Raw genomic sequence first — 22,346 nt, 5'->3', positions numbered from 1 at the left:
CAAAAATAAGGCTGCGGAATGTAACATATTTTGAGGCTAAGCTCAGGGTTATTTCGCACGTTCTATCTCTCGATGCACTTGATTCATCGATTTTGCCCAAGGTTCCAACTGTTGAAGTGGTTTTGATAACGCACTTGCCGCATCTCGCGCCACTTGAATCGTTGGGTAATCTTGATAAGTGATAATAAACCACTTGGTGTCGTTACGAAGTGTTGGGTAAATACGAACCTTATTCTCAAGCTCATACTCTTCAATGAAAGATTGTACATCTTCCAATGATGTCATCGCACTCAACTGCAGGGTATAAGCGCGCGGCGAGATAGCTTGTAGCTCTTCGCGTGCAAATGAGAATGTGATTTTTTTTGTCGGAGGTGCTGATTGTGTTAGCTCTGAACCTTCATTCGTTGCCGGCAATGACTCACGTTCCACAACATCAGGCTGCGGGATAACGACTGCATCTGTCTTTTCTTCAACTACAGCTTCAATTGCACTGGTATCAACACTCTCAGGTTTATCATCAAGCAAAGCATCGACCACATCAGAGGTGATCACCACACGTTGCTGATCTTGTTCTACCTGACCAACACTGGCTGTCTCTTCAACCACGACCGGCGGCAGAGAAGAGCTGTCATCGTCAGCACCTTGATAACTCATATCAACTTCGGCTTCAGAATCGACAGTTCCGTCGATTGTGGCTTGCTCAGTTGCATTTTCCACTTCCAACGTTGGAATAACTGTCTGCTCAATAGGGGCGATAATAGATTGCGCTTTATCGTCAGGCGTTGGTTGATTAAACATCCACCAGTAACCGCCGCCGATAACAAGCAACAACAACGCCACCACAATCGCAATATTGATAGGTGAACCAATGATTGAGCGAATAATAATCCTTTTTTCCACTTTCAATTCTCCTAAGGCCATTAGCTCACCGGGCAAAGGTTGCGCTTTTTTAAATGCATTTCGCACCCGAGATTCTGACTCATCATCGACATATCGAATCACCAGTGACTCAAAGAAATGTTCAGCTTCTGGTTGCGAAAGATCATCGATCTCAAGGGCGATAGGTTTGTGCGGCTGACCGTAACTAAGTCGTGTTAATAGCGTGTCTAGGTGACCAGTTTGCGAGAACAGAACGATATTAATCGTCCATTGAGGGTTTGATTGAGATTCAAGTACCAACATCCATAATTCTGATACCAGTAGCTCAGACAATCGGTGGGCGTCATCAATGACAATAAGCACATTACACGTATCTCCATCCAGTAACCTAGCAAGGCTATCAGATAAAGAATCATGTTGATTAAAGAGTGGGTCAGAAACAATCTGACTAAGAATAAGTGCGCGGCGCTGTTGATCGTCTTGGCTTGGGTGACAAAGCAGTAAACACTGATTTTTTTCTGTCGACCATGCTTCAAGATAACGCTGAGCTAACCAAGATCGGCCAGAACCCGTTTTACCAGCAACATTTACAAAGTTTGAACCAAAGTTAGTTAAAAGCTGTAAACGCTCTAGCAACTCAACTTGAGACTCTAACTCCAATACTCTTAAATCATGAGCCAAACTCATTGGGGATCCCTACTGATAAGTTCGATCTGTAAAGCGCTTCAGTTGCCTAACTTTTAGCTAGGCAACCTCACAACCGAATTTAAAGAGTACGGCAGAAATCAATCGCTTGTTTAATGATGTCTTGAGGTACATCAGCAACCACTTCAGCAGTACCAATACTTGTTGGTAATACCAGACGCAACTGACCAGACAGCACTTTTTTATCGCGCATCATGTGCTTCATAAAGTCTTCAAAAGACATGCTTTCTGGCGTATGGATTGGTAGTTTCGCATTCTTGAGTATAGAAATAATTCGCTCAAGTTGCTGCTGAGAAATCAGTCCCTGTAATTGGGCGGTTTTTGCTGCCATTACAGTGCCTGACGACACAGCTTCACCATGTAGCCAATTACCATAGCCTAGTTCTGCTTCAATCGCATGACCAAATGTATGACCTAGGTTCAATAACGCTCTGATTCCTGACTCTTTTTCATCGATAGCAACCACTTCAGCCTTAATTGCACAACAACGAGCAATCGCGGTAATCAGTGCGTCTTCATCAAGTTGATACAGTTTCTCTAGATTCTGTTCCAACCAGCCAAAAAAGGCTTCATCGTAAATGATGCCGTATTTGATCACCTCAGCCATACCCGCTGCAAACTCACGCTCTGGAAGCGTTGATAGGCAGTTAGTATCGATGATGACAGATTTTGGTTGGTAAAAAGCGCCGATCATATTCTTGCCAAGGGGATGGTTCACTGCAGTTTTACCACCTACAGAGGAGTCCACTTGAGAAAGAAGGGTCGTCGGGATTTGAATGAAATCAATACCGCGCTGGTAGCAAGAGGCAGCAAAACCGACCAAATCACCGATAACACCACCACCCAAAGCAATCACCACCACATCGCGGCTGTAATTTCCTTCAAGCATGTAGCTCATCACTGAGTTGAACGTTTCAAGTGTTTTGTATTGCTCACCGTCTGGCAACTCTAAAAGAGATGTCTGACAGCCGACTTGATCCAATAGCGATAAAATTTTATCAGCATAAAGAGGCGCTACTGTCACATTACTGATAACAACAACTTTCTGCTTACCTGATAAAAAAGAAAGGTACGCCGGGTCTTCAAATAACCCGGCGCCAATAGAGATAGGGTAGCTACGCTCAGCTAGATTGACCGTAATCCGTTCCATGGGTTTGCTCTCCGAAAAATGAACTTAACGTTCTTCTAGCATTTTTACGATCTGGTTGGCTACCACTTTTGCACTTTGGTCGTCAGTACGAACTGTGTAGTCCGCCACTTCTTCGTATAGTGCGTTGCGAGATACAGCTAGATCTTCTAGCACATCACGCGGGTTGTCTGTTTGAAGTAGAGGGCGTTTCTTGTCGCGGTTAGTGCGAGCAAGTTGCTTTTCAATTGTTGTCTCTAGGTATACAACAATGCCTCGTGCAGATAGACGGTTACGGTTTTCTTTGCTCAGCACTGAACCACCACCTGTCGCAAGAACAATACCTTGTTCTTCTGTCAGATCGTTGATTACAGATTCTTCGCGCTTACGGAAACCATCTTCGCCCTCAACATCAAAAACCCATGCGATGTCTGCGCCAGTGCGCTCTTCGATCACAGTGTCAGAGTCTAGAAACTCCATATGAAGTTGGGAAGCTAGGTGTCTACCAATTGTACTTTTGCCGGCGCCCATTGGGCCAACAAGAAAAATATTGCGTTTCTCAGCCATGTTTTTAGCAGTAATTTACAACGTTAATTCAATGACATCGCCACAAGGTAGGTCAGTACAAGTACTGAAATTAAAAGGCCCGTGGCACCGATTCCTCACAGATAATTCGTGATAAGACCCGAAATTATCAAGGTTAGGTGCCACTAATGCAACTTTATTTTTAATCTAATTGCTCATTACTGAATCACAACTTTAGGTGTAACAAAAATAAGTAGTTCACTTTTGCCTACATTTTCATAGCTACGACGGAACAATGCGCCAAGAACAGGAAGGTCCCCTAACAGTGGAACTTTATCAACTTGGCTGCTCACACTGTGTTGAAAAATACCACCCAACACGACCGTTTCACCATTATTAACAAGCACTTGCGTCCCAATTCTTTGCGTATCAATAGCGACAGCTTCACCGGTGCCGGTTTTCACCACTTGCCCCGGCCTATCTTGAGTCACGCTCAAATCCAATACCAAACGATTGTCGGGTGTGATCTGCGGAGTCACCTTGAGACTCAATACCGCTTTCTTAAATGCGACTGAAGTAGCACCACTTGAAGAAGACTCTAAATAAGGGATTTCAGTACCTTGCTCAATATAAGCGGGTTTTTTATTGGTGGTAATTAAGCGTGGGCTAGAAATAATCTCTGCTTTCGATTCTTGTTGCAGTGCTGACAATTCAAGATCAAGCAAGGTATCAGAACCCAGCTTGGCTACCTGAAACGCAATACTCGACGCGCTCGGGGAAGTTGCTCCTAAATTAACGTTGAGGAAATCGTCAATCGCACTATTCCCACCATTGTCGTCATACGGCGTAATTTGCGATGGATGGTTGCCCTCTATCGAGCCGCCAACTTTGAAGCTTCCGTTAGTCGAGGAAACGCCCCAACGCACTCCTAGTTCATCAAGATTACCCTCAGTAACAGTGACAATACGTGCTTCTATCTGAACTTGCTTCACGGGAATGTCTAGCGATTCAATAATGCCTCGTATCACCGCAATGTTTTCTTCCAATTCACGGATCAACAGGGAGTTAGTTCGCTCATCAATGGTAATCGAGCCTCGCTCGGACAACATGCTTACCGCCCCTTCCCCACCAATCATGTCGGCAATGTCGGTGGCTTTGGCAAAGTTAATCTTGATGATTTCCGACTTGAGTTCACCTAGCTCTTCTTCCAAACGAGATTTCTCTAGCGCTTGTTGCTCTCTAAGGTCGAGCTCAGCTTTAGGTGCCACCAAGATAACGTTGCCATCAACACGCTTATCCAACCCCTTAACTTGCAAGATAATGTCGAGAACTTGCTGCCAAGGCACACCATCTAAACGTAAAGTCAGATTACCCGTGACTGAATCAGAAACAACGAGATTGAAATCGTTGTAATCAGCAATAAGCTGCAAAACATTACGTACAGGGATATCTTGGAAGTTAATCGATATCACCTTGCCTTCTTTTTCTAAAACATTTTTCTCTATTGTCACTTCATCAATAGTAGGCCTACTGATCATTACCTCAATAAAGCGACCTTTTAAGTTGTATTCATATTGATAGTCACCAGCGATCGTTGCCAACAATCGCGTACTGGGCGTTTCCTTATACACCTCAATACCTTCAACTGAGGTCGCGAAGTCCTTCACATCCAGGAGGTAAAGCTTATCGTCATTCACCTGAGTATTGAGTAACTCGATACTTAAACCTTCCTGAGCACGTTGAACATCCACCACAGCAGTGCTGGTTGCCAATTCGATAATGATGACGGCGTCTTTCTCCTTGTTGACCCTAAAATCAATATTTTCCAATTGATTTGGCAAGCTCTCGGCATAGCTGAACACGCTAACCACCAACATCACAGACACAGCAAAACCTTGTAGAGCCTTGCTCACTAATCCACTTATTCCTTTAATCATATTTACATCTCATATCCACATCATGTGACATTGGTTTACTTCAGAGCGAGCCTAACGTTGCGTTTATGCCAACAACCTAAACCATCTGGAAGAGTTTCATTAATCTGTACATACTGGCTCGTCACCTTAGTAACTCGACCATTGTTTAAGCCAATAAACTGACCTTTTTTCACATTGACCACGTTCCCTTTTGGGGTTTGTACTAACCCTGAAACGCTTGTTCCACTGCCCATTACGCCTCTTAAACGCAGCTTACTCAGCGGGTATTTTTCTAGCTTGCCAATACGAGAGCGAGCGTTCGGCTGCCAACAATCTTTCTTCACCAAGGGTTGATTTTGAACCATGGCTTCTTTAGGAAGTTCAAAGGGAGGGCGAAAGGCGTGGCGTTGATAAGTTGCGGCTAAGAACTCCGTTTCTGGGACAAGTTTTTCTACCTCTTTTCTCGCCTTAGCTTCAACTTGCCTCACAAAATCTTCTAACGAATCCTGATTGGATTTACAGCCTGAAAGCACAAGCAGTAACAATAGGGACAAAAGGGCGCTACTGAATTTCATCATTCACCTCCGATTTAAACTGATAGGTGTAAGCTCGAACCCTGAAATGTAGCGTGCTACTTTCTTGACTGACTCGCTGCCAATTCACATCATCGAAGCTAATAATGCGCGGCAGTTTCGCGATGGCCGCGGAGAAATCGCCAATCTCGTGGTAATCACCGGTTAGCTCAATATTGAGGGGTAACCGATAGAGGAATTCCTTGTTCTGCTTTTGCCCCCAATCAATGCGCGTAAAGGTCAGCGCATTATCCAAACCAAGTTCATTCACTGAGGCCAACATACTGGCGAGCTCCTTTTGAACGGGTAGTTGTTCTAACAGATAGTCGTAGCGACTGGTTAGCTCATCCAACTGACTCTGAAGCTTAGGCAAAGCCGCAACCTTGTTCGCTTTTATCCTTAACGTTGCTTTCAAAGTCTGCTCTTGCTGCTTCATCTGCTGCAGTTCATCGTCTAAAGGCAGCAAATACAGCCAAGTCCCGACACCTTGGATTAATATCATCAGCAACAGAATAACGAGCAGTTGGGGCAACAACGGCCATTCGGTGATCTCATCAGCATCGAGATCTTGCAAGCTCACACTATTTTGCCAGCTAATCCTACTTTGAAGGTTAGCCATGATTTGCCCCCTTCTCTTTTCTGCTCGCGGTTGCGCTCTCTGCGGTTGTGTTTTCTAAAGAAACAGGGCTAAACACAAAAGAGACCTTGAAGGTCTGAAACTCTTTATTGAAGCGTTTTCGGTTATGGATAATAGAGTGCATCTCGACCCCTTTAAGAGAATCAGAACGCTCTAGATTGTCCAACATTGTGGCGAGGCGAGCCGTACTGTCGCTGATACCTGCCATCTCAATCTCCTTACCATTCATCTTTATCTTGTCGACATACACGCCCTCAGGAATCAGCTCCGGCATCAAGTTCATAAAGTCAGTGGTCTTATTGCGGCCAAGCTGTAACGACTCCACGACATCAAGTCGAGTCAGAATGGCTTTGTGTTCTTGTTCTGCAACTTTTAACGATTGAATTTGTCGGTCGAGCTCGGCAATGTATTGATTAAGATAATTGAGGCGAGCTTGCTGTTTGGCTTGTTGACCCTGAAAATAGTGACCAACCGCCCATTGCCCTGTAAGTGCAATGATGACGCCAAGAATGACTAGGTGGATAAAACGCTTCTTGTGCTGAGCGCGAATCTCATCACGCCACGGCAACAGGTTAATTTGATGCAACATGCTTCTCTCCTTGCCACTTGAGTCCACTCATCGCCATACCCGCGGCAATGCCGAAATGTTGCCAGTTCATCGGCAGTTGGTGCCGCTTCGCCACCTTGTTCTCAAATAACGATAAAGGATTGAGCGATTCACAACTCATCTGAAAATGGCGCTCTAGATCTTCAACTACCATCGGAATGCTGGCTCCTTCGCCCATCAGCCAGATCCCGGATATCGGCTCAAGTGCATTCACTGAGGAATAGAGTTGCAATTGTCGCTTAAGCTTTTCAACCAAATTAACAATAAACCGATGTGTGTCCTCTGCGTTGCCGAAAACACCTTCTGTATAACTCGGGCTGTCAGTACCGCGAAGATCTTGAGTACCAAAGGCGATGTCTTTATAGAAAGGTGCTGAATCCTGCGGGATAATGCCTAACGACGTTTGGTCAACTCCCACGTCCACCAGCAACCAGTTACTTTTTTCAGGATAAAGGCGTGAAGCCAACTGCCAAATATTGAGCAGACCATGTGCTTGGGTGTCGACGACAACAGGTTTAAATCCGGCTTTATTTAAAGCATCCGCTCGACTGTCTACAACTTCCTTACGAGTCGCATATATCTGATAGCTACTTGTCGATCCTTTACCAAATCGTTTGTCTTCCAGCTTTACAAAATCTAAACTCAGCTCCTCGATAGGAAAGGGAGATTGATGAGCAAAGGTTTGATAGATAGAAAACTCCTTTTCTCTGTCTTCTAAGTCACTCTCTATTTGCAGTACTTTGCTGATCACCGTGTTATCGGGTACCGAAATGACGACGTTGCGACAGCCAAAAGGCAGTCCTTTCCTAAGTTCTTTAAGTTTCTTAACAGTTTTCTGATACTCCAAAGTATGGTTAGCTGTAAAAATGTCGTCCGAAATCGGCAGCTCTTTGTATCCCACTAGGGCATACAACTCCCCCACGGGTTTTAGTACCACGGCTTTGATGCTGTGATGATTTATATCTATACCTGTAATTAATGATGAACCCATGTGACCTAGCTCCTGAAGTGCCAAGCATTTCGTTGATTATCTAGGGGTTGTGATTATTAGTTAAATAAGCGTTAATAAACGAAAGCTAAGTTTTTAACCTAGAGTACAAGGGTTTGCTGCTTATCAGCCTTAACTAATCAGGGATTATCCGGTGAAGTTCATAAAGCGATTATTCATATTTACATTGATTTGCATGATTCTTGGAGTCAGTACAATTTTCGGGTTTTACTATTACGTAAAACCAGAGTTGCCTGATGTTGCCACTTTGCGTGACGTAGAACTCCAAACGCCAATGCAAGTCTTCAGTCAAGACGGTAAATTGATCTCTCAATTTGGTGAAAAGCGTCGTAATCCAGTGACTTATGATGAGATTCCTCGCCACCTAGTTGAAGCTTTGATTGCTACCGAAGATAGCCGCTTCTACGAGCACCCTGGTATTGATCCAATTGGTATTACTCGAGCAGCACTCGTGGTTGCTATGTCCGGTTCAGCCAAACAAGGGGCAAGTACCATTACTCAGCAGCTTGCGCGTAACTTCTTCTTATCTAATGAGAAAAAGATCATGCGTAAAATCAAAGAGATCTTCATTGCGATCCACATAGAGCAACTTCTGAGTAAAGAAGAAATCATGGAGCTTTACGTAAACAAGATCTTCCTTGGTCACCGTTCATATGGTTTCGGCGCAGCAGCGCGTGTTTATTTTGGTAAGGATCTTCCTGAGCTCACCTTAAGTGAATTGGCTACGCTTGCGGGCATGCCAAAAGCACCTTCAACTATGAACCCTATTTATTCTGTTGAGCGTGCGACCAACCGTCGTAACGTGGTATTACGTCGTATGCTAGACGAAAAATACATCACTCAATCGGAGTACGATGAAGCTCGCAGTGAAGAACTTATCTCGAAATATCACGGTGCCGAGATTGAACTGAGCGCACCATATGTAGCAGAAGTTGCACGAGCTTGGATGGTTGAACGCTATGGTGAAGCCGCTTACACATCAGGCATGAAGGTTTACACGACCGTTGATTCAAAACTGCAAAAAGCAGCGAACCAAGCCGCGATTAAGAACCTGCTCGGCTACGATGAGCGTCACGGTTACCGTGGTGCTGAAAAAGTATTATGGCAAACGGCGCAATCAACTTGGGATCAAGAACAAATCGTTAAGCGCCTTAAGTCTCAACCAACCTATGGTGACTTAGTACCAGCAGTTGTAACTGCTGTTGATTCGAAAAGTGCTCAAGTTTGGGTTAAGAACCAAGGCGAAGGCACTATCGAGTGGCAAGGCATGAACTGGGCACGTAAATTCCTAACGGACAACCGCCAAGGACCAGCGCCTTCTCAAGCGAAGGAGATTTTGGCTGTTGGTGAGCAAGTTTGGGTTCGACATGAAGCAGTAACAGGCGATGAAGTATCTGAAAAGCCTACCGAAGAAACAACAACTGAACCTGAAACACCGGTTGTATGGCGACTAAGCCAAGTGCCAAATGCAAACACCGCGTTTGTTGCCATGAACCCTAACAACGGCGCAGTATTGTCGATGGTGGGTGGCTTTAACTTTGTACACAACAAATTCAACCGTGCGACCCAATCTATTCGTCAGGTGGGTTCTGGTATCAAGCCATTTATCTACTCAGCGGCGATTGAAAAAGGTTTAACACTAGCCTCACTGATCAACGATGCGCCTATTAATCAATGGGATAAGAGCCAAGGTACGGCATGGCGACCAAAGAATTCACCACCGACCTATGTGGGTCCAACTCGTTTACGTATTGGCTTAGCTCAATCTAAAAACGTAATGGCGGTACGTGTACTGCGCGAAGTGGGCTTGGATGATACTCGTAACTACCTAACTCGATTTGGTTTTGATATTGACGAAGTACCGCGCTCTGAAACCATTGCTCTGGGTGCGGGTAGCTTAACGCCAATGAAGGTAGCTCAAGGTTACTCAGTATTTGCGAATGGCGGCTACTACGTTGAACCTTTCTACATCAGCCGCATTGAAACACCATTTGGTGAGACTGAATTCCAAGCGACACCGAAAGTTGTGTGTAAAGACGATTGCCAACAGCCTATGACCTCAGATTCAATGGCTGATGAGTTTGCAGAGCAAGATGTGGATGCCCAAGTACAGTACGCACCTCAAGTGATCACTGAGCAGAACGCGTTCCTTGTTCGTGAAATGATGTACAGCAATATCTGGGGCGGCGGTGACTGGAGTGCAGGCACAGGCTGGAATGGTACAGGTTGGCGTGCTCAACCGCTGAAGCGTCGCGATATTGGCGGAAAAACCGGTACCACCAACGATTCGAAAGATACTTGGTACAGCGGTTACGGCCCAGGCATGGTTGCAACGGTATGGGTTGGCTTTGACAACCACAACCGTAACCTAGGTCGAACCAAAGCGAACTCTAACCTTGGTAAGAATCAAATTACAGGTGCAGAAGCGGGCGCTAAAACAGCAGAGCCGGCATGGGTTGATTTCATGGGCACAGCGTTAGCGGGTGTTCCTGCACAACGTAAAGAGCTTCCAGAAAATATCGTTCGCGTTCGTATCGACCGTGAAACTGGCTTACTGACCAACAAGTTCGATAGCTCATCAATGTTCGAGTATTTCGAGAAAGGCACTGAGCCAACCGAGTACATTACTGAACGTTTCAATGATGACATCTACTCAACGTCATCAGGTGAAGCAGTAGAAGAGCTGTTCTAATTAGGGTTTGTTGAACCAAGTAACATGAACCAACAAAAAGGGTTGATATGAATTCATATCAACCCTTTTTTGTTATCTACAATTTAAACGGCTTTGTACCTACAATCTGAATTTGGCCGTTAAGCTGTTTTTTCCAATTGAGTTCGGATAGCCTCAGCCAATTGCTCAAAGCGCCCCTTTAACGGAGAACCCGGTCGGTAGGCAACAACAATACGACGTGAAGGTGTTGGATTCACCGCTGGAACGTAACACACACCATCTTTCTGCTTTTCCTTTGGTACAGACAATTGAGGTAGCAAGGTAATGCCCGCCCCTGCTGCTACCATGTTACGCAGCGTTTCTAAGCTGGTCGCTTTAAAGCGCTCATCGTCTTTTGCACCCGCAGCAAAACAGAAGCCTAAGGCTTGGTCTCGTAAGCAGTGACCATCGCCCAGTGCAAGTACGGTTTGTCCATTTAACTGCAACATATCGACAGTGTCTTGCTTAGCCCACTCATGATCACATGGCACTGCGACGCTTAACGGTTCGTTATACACATCAATCTCTTTGAACGCCGCCGTTTCATCAACTGCAGCCAATACCAAGCAATCAAGCTTGCCATCTTCAAGTTGACTCACTAGCTGATGGGTCTGCGCTTCATGCAGGTAAAGCTCAAGATCGGGGAAGCACTCTTTAAGATGAGGAATGATCTTAGGTAAAATATAAGGGCCAACGGTCGGAATAAAACCAATGTGCATCGGCCCCGTCATCGCTTCACCGTGTCCACTCGCCATATCTTTAAAAGTTTTCACTTCATTGAGAATACGCTTGGCTTGTTCAACAAGTTGTAACCCTGATTCTGTAAATATTACCTTCCTTGGACTACGCTCGGTTAACTGAAGTCCAATTTCATCTTCTAGTTTGCGTATTTGACCGCTTAGTGTCGGCTGACTGACAAAGCACGCTTCTGCCGCTTTTCGGAAGTGTTTATGCTCTGCGAGCGCCACCAAGTATTCAAAGTCACGAATGTTCATGATCAGTCTCTTACCTCAGGTTTTAATAAGAACAAGGGTTCTAATAGAAACATTTAAAAGAAAAATGCTCTTGATAGAATTTACCTATCAAAACCATAACATCAAACGATTAGAGCTATCAAAGGATTTGTCTAATAATGGGCTCAACGAAACGAAACAGAGCAAAGAAAAACGTTAAGCTCTGATAGAACAAAATTCAAAATACTATTTAAGGAAATCAATATGTTTGCATCTAAAGAAGGTCAATCAATCCCTCAAGTAACATTCCCAACTCGCCAGGGCGATGCATGGGTTAACGTAACGACGGAAGAGCTATTCAAAGACAAGACGGTTATCGTATTCAGCTTACCAGGTGCGTTTACACCGACATGTTCTTCAAGCCACCTACCTCGTTACAACGAGCTACATTCTGTATTCAAAGAAAACGGTGTTGATGACATTCTATGTGTTTCAGTAAACGACACATTCGTAATGAACGCTTGGAAAGCAGACCAAGAAGCTGAAAAAATCACATTCATCCCAGATGGTAACGGTGATTTCACAGACGGTATGGGCATGCTAGTTGAGAAAAACGACATCGGCTTCGGCAAACGTTCATGGCGCTACAGCATGCTGGTTAAAAACGGCGTGGTAGAAAAAATGTTCATCGAAGAAGACGTACCAGGCGACCCGTTCAAGGTTTCTGATGCAGATACTATGCTTAACTACATTGCTCCTGAGCACAAAGAGCAAGAGTCAATCACAGTATTCACTAAGCCAGGCTGTCCTTTCTGTATGAAAGCGAAACAAAACCTAATCGACAAAGGTTTGAACTACGAAGAAGTAGTACTAGGTAAAGACGCGACAACAGTAAGCCTACGTGCAATCTCTGGTCGTACAACGGTTCCACAAGTATTCATCGGTGGCAAACACATCGGTGGTAGCGAAGAACTAGAAACTTTCCTAGGCTAATCGCTTCATCGCCGATATAGGCTTAGAAGTATCAGCTAACCCACCCTCTTGTGGGTTAGCTATTCCAAACACTCTTATCTGAGTTTTGGGAAAAAGAATATAGCTGGTGACTCGCCCGTCTTTAACTAACCTATAGTTAGTAACAAGAAGCAGTTAGCAATAAAGGCAGAGCGACAAGCTAAACCTAATAAAACAGAATCACAAAACTGACCCACAATCCTGACTCTTAGAAAATCACCAGAGTTGGAGGGGTTCGTTCAAACTAAATTTAGCTATTGCGAGAAAATTATTATGAAACAAGTCAATGTAGATGTAGCAGTTATCGGGGGCGGTACGGCAGGTTTAGGTTCTTACCGCGCTGCAAAAGCACACACTGACAGTGTTGTGATGATTGAAGGCGGCCCTTACGGTACAACCTGTGCTCGTGTTGGTTGTATGCCATCTAAACTGCTTATTGCAGCAGCTGAAAGTGTACACCAAATTGAGAAAGCTCCGGCTTTTGGCGTTCACCCACAAGGTGATATCGTGATTAACGGCCGTGAAGTAATGGACCGAGTGAAGTTTGAACGTGACCGTTTTGTTGGTTTTGTTTTAGAAGGTGTTGATGAAATTCCAGAGCAAGACAAGATCTCTGGCTACGCAAAGTTCTTAGATGACAACACGCTACAAATCGATGACCACACGGTTGTCACAGCTAAACGTATTGTTATCGCAACTGGCTCTCGCCCTGCATACCCTGCCGTTTGGAATGAGCTTGGTGATCGTCTGATCATTAACGACGACGTGTTTAGCTGGGATGATTTACCAGAATCGGTTGCAGTATTTGGCCCTGGTGTGATTGGTCTTGAGCTTGGTCAGTCACTGCACCGCTTAGGTGTGAAGACCAAACTGTTCGGTTTGGGTGGTCAAGTTGGCCCAGTTACCGACCCAGAGATCATGGCTTACGCAGATAAAGCCTTCAATGAAGAGTTCTATCTCGATGCCGACGTGAAAATCGAAAGCATGAAGCGCATTGCCATTGAATCGGGTGAGGCTCGCGTCGAAATCCAGTTCATCAATAAACAAGGTGAATTAGAAACTAACGTCGTTGAGTACGTACTGGCAGCAACAGGCCGTCGCCCTAACACTGACAAGCTTGGCTTAGAGAATACCTCTCTAGAACTTGATGAACGTGGTGTGCCAATCGCAGACCACTACACGCTACAAACATCGCTACCATCAGTATTTATCGCTGGTGATGCGAGTAACCAACTGCCTCTACTGCATGAAGCAGCAGACCAAGCGCGTATTGCAGGTGACAATGCAGGTCGCTTCCCAGAGATTCGTGCAGGCTTACGCCGCTCTAAAATCTCGGCAGTATTCTCTGACCCACAAATCGCAATGGTTGGTGAAACGTATAAAGAGATCACCACACGCTTAGGTACATGTGGCTGTTTCGCAACGGGTGAAGTGTCTTTCGAAAACCAAGGTCGTTCTCGAGTGATGCTACGCAACAAAGGTATTCTGCATGTATACGGCGAGCAAGGCACAGGCCGCTTCCTTGGTGCTGAGATGATGGGACCAAACGCAGAACACTTGGCTCACTTGTTAGCTTGGGCACACCAGAACAAGATGACGGTTTCTGAAATGCTAGACATGCCGTTCTACCACCCAGTAATCGAAGAAGGTGTACGAACAGCGTTACGTGACCTCAATGCGAAACTGCACTTGGGTCCAGAGATGGTGAAACACTGTCTGGATTGCGGTCCGGGTTGTTAATCTCAGACTACCGTTAAGCAGTTAGCAAACTGCTAGATACTAAAAAGGAAAGCCATTGGCTTTCCTTTTTGTTTTGGCAACGAGCAAATAATAGATTCCCGACCACGCTCCTTCGTCGCTACCGGGAATGACGGTGATTTTCAAAACCCACCTAAACTGAAGCAAACCAAAGTGATGCATCAGTTAAACCAAAACTTAACCGTCATTCCAGAACCGAGGGACGAGGTATCTGGAATCTCTTGAAGCAATAACCAGTAGCTAAAAACTTAGCTATTACTTCTCAGCAGCAATCACAGAGATCTCAACAAGTAGCGCTTCGCGAGCCATGTCGCCAGTCACACATGCGCGAGCTGGAGCGTGACCTTCAGGAACCCATGCATCCCATACTGCGTTCATTTCTTGGAAGTCTTTCATGTCTTTCAAGTAAATCGTTGCTGACAGCATGTGCTCTTTATCGCTGCCCGCTTGCTCAAGTAGGGCTTCCACTTTATCCAGCATCGTTTGTGTTTGCTCAGTGATGTCTTTGGTTGCATCAGCACACACTTGGCCACATAGGTAGATAGTGCCGTTGTGTTTCACAATACGGCTCATGCGTTGTTTGGTTTCTTGACGCTCAATCATCGACTTTCTCTCTCTGTGTCACCGTGATCCAATATCTTGTGACGTGTTATTATCAAGGCAACAAGCATAACGCGAATCAAACCCAAGATGACATGCATTCATTGCAATAAAAGTGAAAAAATCCGTAACAAACTCGGCCGCTGCCAGCGCTGCATGAATCAGCTGATGGTGTTGTCGATTTTAAGTTGGGGAGCATGGTGGTTGTTTTTCAAAGAAGACCCAAAAACCATCAATGCCATCGCTTTGATGATGGCCGCTTTCGTATTCAGCGGCTTGCTGTCGTTGCATTGGATAATGAAATTTGTCGTGCTGCCTTTAAGGAACAAAAAGCGTTAGCAGAGAGACTTTATTAGATAAACGATAATGGCTAGATGTTCGATTCAATGACCCGATAGTGCTTCGATTTAACGACCTATCTTCACTTCCCAAACAGCAGATAGAAAAAAGCCCCAGAACCAATCGATTCTAGGGCTTTCTTAGAAAATTCTAAGAAAAAGCAGTGGTACTTTAATAGACCGGACTTTTCTTAGTTTGTTCCCAAAAAAGATCAGATTTTTGATCTTTTTTTTAGGTGCCATAAAATCAATGCCTTATGCAACATTCACCTTTGCGATAATCTGTTCAACCAAGTTCACTTCCAACGCCACTTCATCACATGCATGTTGGCGAGGACACTGATCACAATCTTTCAGTACCTTCTCAGGTAGCAAAGATTTCGATGTTGGTAAAAAGTCATGCTTCATAAAGAACTCTGGGGTACGAGTCAGCACAAACACCTTCTTAATGGCCATTTGTCGCGCTTTATCAACCAAGTGCTGCACAATAGCGGTGCCCTGCCCTTGGCCTTGCCAACCAGCTTCAACACCTAACGAACGAATTTCCGCTAAACCAGAGTCATACACATAGAGTGATGCACAACCTGTCACCTCACCATGATGCTCTGCGACGGCAAACGAACCAATATCACGCACCAGTTCATTACGAGAACGAGGCAAGTTTTCACCCATATTCGCCCAGTAGGCCACCATGCCTTCCAACGCTTCAATATCGGTCAGACGAGCAGAACGAACCTTAACGATAGAAGTATCACGCTGTGATAAACGCTTCTCTGCTTGGTCAACCGCGTAAGCCACTTGTTGTGGTGATACACCGCCTAGCGCACTACGTTTTTCAAGACACGACTCAATGGTCAGGATGTCATACACATCCTCTTCAATCACCTCAGAGAACTCTTTCATCTCTGCGATGGTTAACTCTTCTAATGCACAGCCTTTAGCAATCGCTGCGACGACTGTTACACCAACAATATGGTGAGCTTCACGGAAAGGAATGCCTTTCGCTACTAAGTAATCAGCCAATTCTGTTGAGTTCGCATAACCTTGCTTCGCTGCTTCAAGTGTACGTTCGCCGTTCACTTTAATGCCATCAAAACAAAGAGCAGCCATTTCCATACAATCATTCCAAGTATCTAAAGCGTCGAACAGACCTTCTTTATCTTCTTGCATGTCTTTGTTGTACGCCAAAGGCAGAGCTTTTACAGTCATCATCATTGCAGCTAATGAACCGTACACACGGCCAGTTTTGCCACGAATTAGCTCTAGCGCATCTGGGTTTTTCTTTTGTGGCATCAGAGATGAACCTGACGTCACTGTATCTGCTAACTCGATGAAGTTCGATTCACCCGAGTTGTAGAAAATCATATCTTCTGCAAGACGCGAAAGGTGAAGCATTGAGATAGATGCAATCGACATCAGCTCCATCACATGGTCACGGTCAGAAACTGAATCTAGAGAGTTACGCGTTGCACGATGGAAACCTAAGTTGTGAGCTAACTCTTCACGGTCCATCGGGTAAGCAGTTCCAGCAAGGGCACCAGAACCCAGCGGACATGTATCTAGACGCTTAATCGCATCATTCAAACGAGAATAATCACGCTCAAGCATTTCAACGTAAGCCAAGCACCAGTGAGCAAAAGTTACCGGCTGAGCACGTTGTAAGTGAGTGTAGCCAGGAAGTACGGTTTCTTGATGCTGAGAAGCGACGTTCACCATTTGGCTTTGTAGGCGATCCAATGCAAGTAGCAGTTGGTTACCTTGCTGACGACACCATAGTTTAAGGTCTGTCGCCACTTGGTCATTACGAGAACGGCCAGTGTGAAGTTTTTTGCCCAAGTCACCGACTTTGCCGATAAGTTGTTGCTCGACCCAGCTGTGAATATCTTCTGCATCAGAACGTAGAATCTGTTCAGGATCTTCCATCACCTCAAGTTTTAGCTCATTCAACGCTAACTCAAGCTTCTGTTGCTCTTCTTCGGTTAATACGTTGACCGACAGTAGAGCTTTAGACCAGGCAATTGAGCCCACAATGTCTTGCTCAGCCAATCGGTAATCAAAACGAAGAGAATCGTTAAAATCTTTAAACCGGGTGTCTGCTGCTTGGGTAAATCTACCGCCCCATAATGCCATTGTGTATCTCCTAATTGCACAGTGCTCACTGTTTTTGCAAATGATAATTCTGATTAAAATTCAGTATTTTTCTGATGGTTTAAACTTACGGCAATTCAAAATGAAAATAAAGTATTGATTCATTATTTTCACATATTTATTCACCGATAGTTTAATCCATTATTTATTTTCAGCGTGATTCGCGAATTATATGCCATTCAATGATAAAAACCGAAGCTGATTTATTAGACTAATAGATAGAAAAAAGCCCATTCACTAATCAATAGTGGATGGACTTTGCACAATAATGTCTATTTGCTAGCCTTCCGTTATTCGTAAAAGGCTAGCTCACTAACTCATTGTTCGGATTACTTTTGGCTATTCAGAGCACGGATACGGCTTGATAGCGAGTAAAGACGGATAAAGCCTTCAGCGTGGCTTTGGTCGTAAACTTCATCTTCACCAAAGGTTGCAAACTCTTCTGAGTACAGGCTGTTGTCAGAACGCTTCTGAGTCACCGTTGCATGGCCTTTGTAAAGTTTGATAACCACTTCACCATTTACGTCTTGTGCTAGTTCATCTGTTGCCGCAAGAATTGACTTACATAGTGGAGTGAACCAACGGCCATCGTATACAAGGTGAGAAGCTTTAACACCTAGCTCTTCACGGAATTCGAATGCCGCTTTATCAAGAACCAGTTGCTCTACTGCGCGCAGTGCTTCCATCATGATTGTGCCACCTGGAGTTTCGTAACAACCACGAGACTTCATGCCAACAAGACGGTTCTCTACGATATCGATACGACCAACACCGTGCTTCGCACCCTTCTCATTTAGGTAAACCAGTGCGTTGTATGGCGTCATTGTTTCGCCATCAACCGCTACCACTTCACCTTTTTCAACTTTAAGCGTCACAGTTTCAGATTCGTTTGGCGCTTGCTCTGGGTCTACAGTCCAAGCCCAGCAATCTTCATCCGGTGCGTTCCATGTATTTTCTAGCACGCCGCCCTCTGTAGATATATGCCATGCGTTTGCATCACGCGAGTAGATCTTAGTAAGAGAAGCCGTACAAGGGATGTTACGTTCAGCTAAGTAATCTAGACACTCTTCACGGCTCACTAGATCCCATTCACGCCATGGTGCAATTACGTGTAAGTCTGGTGCGAGAGCAGCAAATGCGCCTTCAAAACGAACTTGGTCGTTCCCCTTACCTGTACAGCCGTGACACAGTGCGTCTGCACCGACTTTACGTGCAACCTCAACCTGAGCTTTCGCGATAATTGGACGAGCCATTGAAGTACCTAGTAGGTATTTACCTTCGTAGTAAGCGCCAGTTTTTAGCGTTGGGTAGATGTAATCTGCCACCATCTCTTCTTTCAGGTCAGCGATGTAACACTCAGAAGCACCAGACGCTTTTGCTTTCTCTTCAATACCAATCAGCTCTTCATCACCTTGGCCTACATCAGCAACAAATGCGATAACTTCGCAGTCATAGTTCTCTTTCAACCATGGGATGATTACTGATGTGTCTAGACCGCCAGAGTAGGCTACTACAACTTTCTTTACGTTAACTTTGCTCATTTTCTTTCTCCTAATTTCCATACTGCACATGGCGGTCAGCGTTGGAAATGACTTTAATAATTATATGTTTAATCTGTTTATCTAAATTCTTTAGTAGTCACTCGGTGTGAGGTCTACTGAGGTAAAAACTGTGTTCCTATGCTCTTACCTGAAAAAAGTTGTGTCAGCTTGTCTGGGTATCGCCAAGTAGCGACTTCGATTGGTCGTCCAAGGTCGTTAGCGGCTTCTAGTGCGGCTTGAACCTTAACGATCATGCCATCGGTAATCACTTTACCTGTGATGAGGTCATCGGCTTGTTGTTGATTAAGGCTTGGAATCAGGTGCCCTTTACCATCCAACACACCGCTTACATCAGAAAGCAGTACCAGTTCAGCATCAAGCGCGCCTGCAACGGCAACCGCAGCTTGGTCGGCATTCACATTCATCAGTTGGCCTTGCTCAGTCAGACCAATTGAGCTAATGATTGGCAGTGCGCCCGCATTAAGAATCGCTTGCAGAACGGTTGAGTCGCCCGGCTCCGCTTTTCCTACCGCGCCCAGTTCAGGGTTCAGTTCGCTCACTTTGCATAAACCACCATCTGCAAGGCTCAAACCAACGGCATTGATACCGTCTTTAATTGCCTGACCTTGAAGTAGTTTGTTGGCCGTGCCCGCTAGCGCGCCAGCGATAACAGGGATCTGATCATAAGGAGTAACACGTAGCCCCTCTTTCTTAACGGTTTCGAGGTTCAACTTATTCATCAAATCATCAACAAGGTAACCGCCGCCGTGAACAATCACGATTGGTCGCTGTGCCTGTTGTTGGTAAGCTGAAATCGCACCAAATAACTTGCTAAGTGTTTCACCACAAGATAGCGCAGCGCCACCTAACTTTATGATTAATGGTTGATTATTAAGGCTCATATCTAGATTTCCTTACACTAACGCAGTTAATGGCGCAAAACCATAACGTAAATTTAAACACTGCATCGCTTGGCTAGATGCACCCTTTAATAAGTTATCAATCGCCGAAACAACGATGATGTGCTGACCTTGTACCTTCCAGCCTAAATCGCAGAAAGGTGTCTGTTCTACATCTTGAATTCTTGGCAATGTCTCTTCGAGCAATCTCACGGCTGGCTTACCTTGATAAGCTTGCTCGAAGGCATCTTGTATCTGTTGTTCTGTCACACCGTCAGCCAGTTTCATGGTAATGGTCGCTAAAATGCCACGCTTAAAGTTGCCGAGGTGCGGGGTGAAAATCACATCACATCCTAAATGTGCGGCCATTTCAGGTTGATGACGGTGATTGAAGACGCCATAAGCTTGCAGGCTCACTTCGCAGAAGCTGTTAACCATAGTCGCCTTGCGGCCTGCACCAGTCACACCGCTGGTTGCGTTAATCACTGGCCATTGGTTCTCATCAAGTAACTTGGCTTCAACCAAAGGCTTAATCGCCAGTTGTGATGCCGTTGGGTAACAACCCGCTACCGCAACAAGCTGAGCTTCTTTTATTTCTTGTTCGTTCCATTCCGCTAAACCGTAAGCCGCTTTGTCTAGCCATTGTTCGTGTTGATGTTCAAAACCGTAAAACTCTTGATAGAAGTTTTCACCTTTAACTCTGAATGCACCCGATAGGTCGAAAACTTGGCAGTCGTTCTCTAGAAAAATGGGCGCTAGGTCGTGACTGACTTCGTGTGCCGTTGCTAGGAAAATCACATCCGACTGCTTAGCTACTTCTTCTGGATTCGTTAATGGCTGCACTGGCATATCAATCAGGCCAGCTAACTTACCGTGCAGTGCAGCGATAGGTTTGCCCGCATCTACACTATTGGCTGAGACATATAAACCTGATAGCGTGAGCTCAGGGTGTCTGTTTATCATTAGAGCCAGTTCTGCTCCTGTATAGCCGCTTGCACCAATGATCGTGGTTTTCAACATCTCAACACATCCATTCTTGAGGTAAGTTATATTTCAAATTTGACTATTCATACTTAATTTTTAGCTATATTTGATTTCTTATGCATTAAATATGATTTAATATGTGTTTTACCGACTTATGGTTTTCCTGTCAATAGTAGAAGTGAAGATATTATGCAATTACCGAGTTTCCTTGAGGTCTATAAAGGCCTAATTTCCACCGACTCCATTAGCTCAACCGATCCAAGCTGGGATCATGGCAACGAGAAAGTGATCGAAAAAATGGCTCAATGGTTTAAAGACGTAGGCTTTAGCGTTGAGGTCGTGGAAGTCGAACCCGGCAAGCATAATATGGTCGCAAAGATGGGTTCTGGCGAAGGGGGCTTATTGCTTGCAGGACACAGCGATACCGTGCCATTCGATGAAGGACGTTGGAACTTCGACCCTCATGCATTGACAGAACACAACAACCGCTTCTACGGATTAGGCACCGCCGATATGAAAGGCTTTTTTGCCTTCGTTTATGAAGCTGCGAAGAAAATGGATTGGAGCAAGCAAACCAAGCCACTTTATGTTTTAGCAACGTGTGACGAAGAAACCACTATGCTAGGTGCACGTCATTTCACTGAAAATGCGCCGTTTAAACCGGACTACTGCATTATTGGTGAGCCGACCAGCCTAGTGCCTATTCGCGGTCATAAAGGTCACGTCGCTAATGCTGTGCGAGTAACGGGTAAATCAGGTCACTCTTCTGATCCTGCATTAGGCGTTAACGCCATCGAGATCATGTATGAAGTGCTGTTTGCTTTAATGCAACTGCGTGACAAGTTAGTCAAAGAGTACCATCACCCGGGTTTCGCGATTCCAAGCCCTACTCTAAATCTTGGGCATATTCACGGAGGAGATAGCGCTAACCGAATCTGTGGTTGTTGTGAACTGCACTATGACGTTCGTCCTTTACCGGGCATCAGCTTAGATGGTTTGGATAACATGCTGCGCAGCGCGCTCAAGGAAGTAGAAGCAAAATGGCCGGGCAGGATTGAGATTACTCCCCTGCATGAGCCGATTCCGGGTTACGAGTGTCAGCACGATCATCCATTTATCGGTGGCATGGAATCGGTGTGTGAAACCGAATCTCAAACTGTGAACTATTGTACTGAAGCACCGTTTCTTCAGGAGCTATGTCCAACCCTAGTTTTAGGCCCAGGCTCAATCGACCAAGCTCACCAACCGGATGAGTTCTTAAGCTTCGATTTTATTGACCCTACAATTGATGTTCTGAGTAAATCGATCCGTAAATATTGTTTCTAGTTATTACTTTCCTTCCGATATTTTCGTATAAAAGCCACCCGAAAAGGCAACACCTATCATTTAAGGTGTTTAGATCGCACAGTGTAGCGAGTCTTACTAAAA

The 22,346-nt window shown here is 45.0% G+C and carries 20 protein-coding genes; 6 read left to right on the top strand and 14 right to left on the bottom strand.

What is annotated here, in order from left to right; all coding sequences use genetic code 11:
* Positions 1 to 48 precede the first annotated feature (48 nt).
* The 8 genes from ACED53_RS13060 to pilM form a co-directional block, all read right to left on the bottom strand.
* A complete protein-coding gene (locus ACED53_RS13060; RefSeq protein ID WP_017096552.1) occupies positions 49 to 1,566 on the bottom strand; it encodes an SPOR domain-containing protein in 1,518 nt (505 codons plus the stop codon).
* A 79-nt stretch (positions 1,567 to 1,645) separates the two neighbouring features.
* Positions 1,646 to 2,734, bottom strand: a complete 1,089-nt coding sequence (gene aroB, locus ACED53_RS13055) for a 3-dehydroquinate synthase (protein WP_009848908.1) — start codon at positions 2,732 to 2,734, stop codon at positions 1,646 to 1,648.
* Between the two features lie 24 nt (positions 2,735 to 2,758).
* Positions 2,759 to 3,277: a shikimate kinase AroK gene (aroK, locus tag ACED53_RS13050; RefSeq protein WP_009848907.1), complete on the bottom strand. Its 519-nt coding sequence runs from the start codon at positions 3,275 to 3,277 to the stop codon at positions 2,759 to 2,761.
* 176 nt (positions 3,278 to 3,453) lie between these two features.
* Positions 3,454 to 5,172, bottom strand: a complete 1,719-nt coding sequence (locus tag ACED53_RS13045; RefSeq protein WP_017100004.1) for a type IV pilus secretin PilQ — start codon at positions 5,170 to 5,172, stop codon at positions 3,454 to 3,456.
* A 35-nt stretch (positions 5,173 to 5,207) separates the two neighbouring features.
* On the bottom strand, positions 5,208 to 5,726 hold the full coding sequence (locus ACED53_RS13040; protein WP_029225382.1) for a pilus assembly protein PilP: 519 nt from the start codon (positions 5,724 to 5,726) through the stop codon (positions 5,208 to 5,210).
* Complete coding sequence (locus ACED53_RS13035; RefSeq protein ID WP_017100002.1) at positions 5,713 to 6,342, bottom strand: type 4a pilus biogenesis protein PilO; 630 nt, start codon at positions 6,340 to 6,342, stop codon at positions 5,713 to 5,715. The genes ACED53_RS13040 and ACED53_RS13035 overlap by 14 nt, the downstream gene beginning before the upstream one ends.
* Positions 6,335 to 6,949 carry a PilN domain-containing protein gene (locus tag ACED53_RS13030; protein ID WP_017100001.1) on the bottom strand — a complete coding sequence of 205 codons (615 nt, stop codon included), beginning with the start codon at positions 6,947 to 6,949 and terminating at the stop codon, positions 6,335 to 6,337. Before ACED53_RS13030 ends, ACED53_RS13035 begins: the two co-directional genes overlap by 8 nt.
* Positions 6,933 to 7,958 (bottom strand): type IV pilus assembly protein PilM, encoded by a 1,026-nt coding sequence (gene pilM, locus ACED53_RS13025; RefSeq protein WP_029225381.1) that lies wholly within the window; start codon positions 7,956 to 7,958, stop codon positions 6,933 to 6,935. Before pilM ends, ACED53_RS13030 begins: the two co-directional genes overlap by 17 nt.
* Positions 7,959 to 8,109: 151 nt before the next feature.
* Between pilM and ACED53_RS13020 the strand changes: the two genes are divergently transcribed.
* The gene (locus tag ACED53_RS13020) at positions 8,110 to 10,668 is read left to right on the top strand and encodes a penicillin-binding protein 1A (RefSeq protein WP_017099999.1); all 2,559 of its coding nucleotides are present in this window, start codon (positions 8,110 to 8,112) and stop codon (positions 10,666 to 10,668) included.
* Between the two features lie 119 nt (positions 10,669 to 10,787).
* Here ACED53_RS13020 and oxyR read toward each other — a convergent pair whose 3' ends face one another.
* Positions 10,788 to 11,681, bottom strand: a complete 894-nt coding sequence (oxyR, locus tag ACED53_RS13015) for a DNA-binding transcriptional regulator OxyR (protein ID WP_017099998.1) — start codon at positions 11,679 to 11,681, stop codon at positions 10,788 to 10,790.
* Between oxyR and ACED53_RS13010 the strand changes: the two genes are divergently transcribed.
* From ACED53_RS13010 to ACED53_RS13000, 3 genes are all read left to right on the top strand, one after another.
* Positions 11,680 to 11,859, top strand: coding sequence for a hypothetical protein (locus tag ACED53_RS13010; protein ID WP_017099997.1), 180 nt, complete (start codon positions 11,680 to 11,682; stop codon positions 11,857 to 11,859). The genes oxyR and ACED53_RS13010 overlap by 2 nt on opposite strands.
* Positions 11,860 to 11,903: 44 nt before the next feature.
* The gene (locus tag ACED53_RS13005) at positions 11,904 to 12,632 is read left to right on the top strand and encodes a glutathione peroxidase (RefSeq protein WP_017099996.1); all 729 of its coding nucleotides are present in this window, start codon (positions 11,904 to 11,906) and stop codon (positions 12,630 to 12,632) included.
* A gap of 291 nt (positions 12,633 to 12,923) precedes the next feature.
* Entirely contained in the window at positions 12,924 to 14,390 is a 1,467-nt protein-coding gene (locus ACED53_RS13000; RefSeq protein ID WP_017099995.1) for a dihydrolipoyl dehydrogenase, read from the top strand.
* A gap of 273 nt (positions 14,391 to 14,663) precedes the next feature.
* On the opposite strand, the gene ACED53_RS12995 is transcribed toward ACED53_RS13000, so the two are convergent.
* Positions 14,664 to 15,011 carry a RidA family protein gene (locus tag ACED53_RS12995; protein WP_004729674.1) on the bottom strand — a complete coding sequence of 116 codons (348 nt, stop codon included), beginning with the start codon at positions 15,009 to 15,011 and terminating at the stop codon, positions 14,664 to 14,666.
* Between the two features lie 87 nt (positions 15,012 to 15,098).
* Here ACED53_RS12995 and ACED53_RS12990 point away from each other — a divergent pair, with 87 nt between their 5' ends.
* Positions 15,099 to 15,347 (top strand): DUF3624 domain-containing protein, encoded by a 249-nt coding sequence (locus ACED53_RS12990; RefSeq protein WP_029225380.1) that lies wholly within the window; start codon positions 15,099 to 15,101, stop codon positions 15,345 to 15,347.
* Between the two features lie 254 nt (positions 15,348 to 15,601).
* Here ACED53_RS12990 and argH read toward each other — a convergent pair whose 3' ends face one another.
* From argH to argC, 4 genes are all read right to left on the bottom strand, one after another.
* On the bottom strand, positions 15,602 to 17,476 hold the full coding sequence (gene argH / locus ACED53_RS12985) for an argininosuccinate lyase (protein WP_009848895.1): 1,875 nt from the start codon (positions 17,474 to 17,476) through the stop codon (positions 15,602 to 15,604).
* A gap of 347 nt (positions 17,477 to 17,823) precedes the next feature.
* Positions 17,824 to 19,035 carry an argininosuccinate synthase gene (locus tag ACED53_RS12980; protein WP_009848894.1) on the bottom strand — a complete coding sequence of 404 codons (1,212 nt, stop codon included), beginning with the start codon at positions 19,033 to 19,035 and terminating at the stop codon, positions 17,824 to 17,826.
* Positions 19,036 to 19,148: 113 nt separating this feature from the next.
* A complete protein-coding gene (gene argB, locus ACED53_RS12975) occupies positions 19,149 to 19,937 on the bottom strand; it encodes an acetylglutamate kinase (protein WP_017099992.1) in 789 nt (262 codons plus the stop codon).
* Between the two features lie 12 nt (positions 19,938 to 19,949).
* A complete protein-coding gene (gene argC, locus ACED53_RS12970; RefSeq protein ID WP_017099991.1) occupies positions 19,950 to 20,954 on the bottom strand; it encodes an N-acetyl-gamma-glutamyl-phosphate reductase in 1,005 nt (334 codons plus the stop codon).
* A gap of 153 nt (positions 20,955 to 21,107) precedes the next feature.
* Between argC and argE the strand changes: the two genes are divergently transcribed.
* A complete protein-coding gene (argE, locus tag ACED53_RS12965; RefSeq protein ID WP_017099990.1) occupies positions 21,108 to 22,244 on the top strand; it encodes an acetylornithine deacetylase in 1,137 nt (378 codons plus the stop codon).
* Positions 22,245 to 22,346: the final 102 nt, after the last annotated feature.

This window comes from Vibrio sp. 1F169, assembly GCF_041439605.1.
Taxonomy (GTDB): Bacteria; Pseudomonadota; Gammaproteobacteria; order Enterobacterales; family Vibrionaceae; genus Vibrio; species Vibrio tasmaniensis_A.
This window is presented reverse-complemented; position numbering and strand designations above follow the sequence as displayed.

Excerpts from the sequence above, each read along its gene's own strand:
- ACED53_RS13060 (WP_017096552.1), bottom strand. The coding sequence starts at position 1,566 with ATGAGTTTGGCTCATGATTTAAGAGTATTGGAGTTAGAGTCTCAAGTT.
- aroB (WP_009848908.1), bottom strand. The coding sequence starts at position 2,734 with ATGGAACGGATTACGGTCAATCTAGCTGAGCGTAGCTACCCTATCTCT.
- aroK (WP_009848907.1), bottom strand. The coding sequence starts at position 3,277 with ATGGCTGAGAAACGCAATATTTTTCTTGTTGGCCCAATGGGCGCCGGC.
- ACED53_RS13045 (WP_017100004.1), bottom strand. The coding sequence starts at position 5,172 with ATGATTAAAGGAATAAGTGGATTAGTGAGCAAGGCTCTACAAGGTTTT.
- ACED53_RS13040 (WP_029225382.1), bottom strand. The coding sequence starts at position 5,726 with ATGAAATTCAGTAGCGCCCTTTTGTCCCTATTGTTACTGCTTGTGCTT.
- ACED53_RS13035 (WP_017100002.1), bottom strand. The coding sequence starts at position 6,342 with ATGGCTAACCTTCAAAGTAGGATTAGCTGGCAAAATAGTGTGAGCTTG.
- ACED53_RS13030 (WP_017100001.1), bottom strand. The coding sequence starts at position 6,949 with ATGTTGCATCAAATTAACCTGTTGCCGTGGCGTGATGAGATTCGCGCT.
- pilM (WP_029225381.1), bottom strand. The coding sequence starts at position 7,958 with ATGGGTTCATCATTAATTACAGGTATAGATATAAATCATCACAGCATC.
- ACED53_RS13010 (WP_017099997.1), top strand. The coding sequence starts at position 11,680 with ATGATCAGTCTCTTACCTCAGGTTTTAATAAGAACAAGGGTTCTAATA.
- oxyR (WP_017099998.1), bottom strand. The coding sequence starts at position 11,681 with ATGAACATTCGTGACTTTGAATACTTGGTGGCGCTCGCAGAGCATAAA.
- ACED53_RS13005 (WP_017099996.1), top strand. The coding sequence starts at position 11,904 with ATGTTTGCATCTAAAGAAGGTCAATCAATCCCTCAAGTAACATTCCCA.
- ACED53_RS13000 (WP_017099995.1), top strand. The coding sequence starts at position 12,924 with ATGAAACAAGTCAATGTAGATGTAGCAGTTATCGGGGGCGGTACGGCA.
- ACED53_RS12995 (WP_004729674.1), bottom strand. The coding sequence starts at position 15,011 with ATGATTGAGCGTCAAGAAACCAAACAACGCATGAGCCGTATTGTGAAA.
- ACED53_RS12990 (WP_029225380.1), top strand. The coding sequence starts at position 15,099 with ATGACATGCATTCATTGCAATAAAAGTGAAAAAATCCGTAACAAACTC.
- argH (WP_009848895.1), bottom strand. The coding sequence starts at position 17,476 with ATGGCATTATGGGGCGGTAGATTTACCCAAGCAGCAGACACCCGGTTT.
- ACED53_RS12980 (WP_009848894.1), bottom strand. The coding sequence starts at position 19,035 with ATGAGCAAAGTTAACGTAAAGAAAGTTGTAGTAGCCTACTCTGGCGGT.
- argB (WP_017099992.1), bottom strand. The coding sequence starts at position 19,937 with ATGAGCCTTAATAATCAACCATTAATCATAAAGTTAGGTGGCGCTGCG.
- argC (WP_017099991.1), bottom strand. The coding sequence starts at position 20,954 with ATGTTGAAAACCACGATCATTGGTGCAAGCGGCTATACAGGAGCAGAA.
- argE (WP_017099990.1), top strand. The coding sequence starts at position 21,108 with ATGCAATTACCGAGTTTCCTTGAGGTCTATAAAGGCCTAATTTCCACC.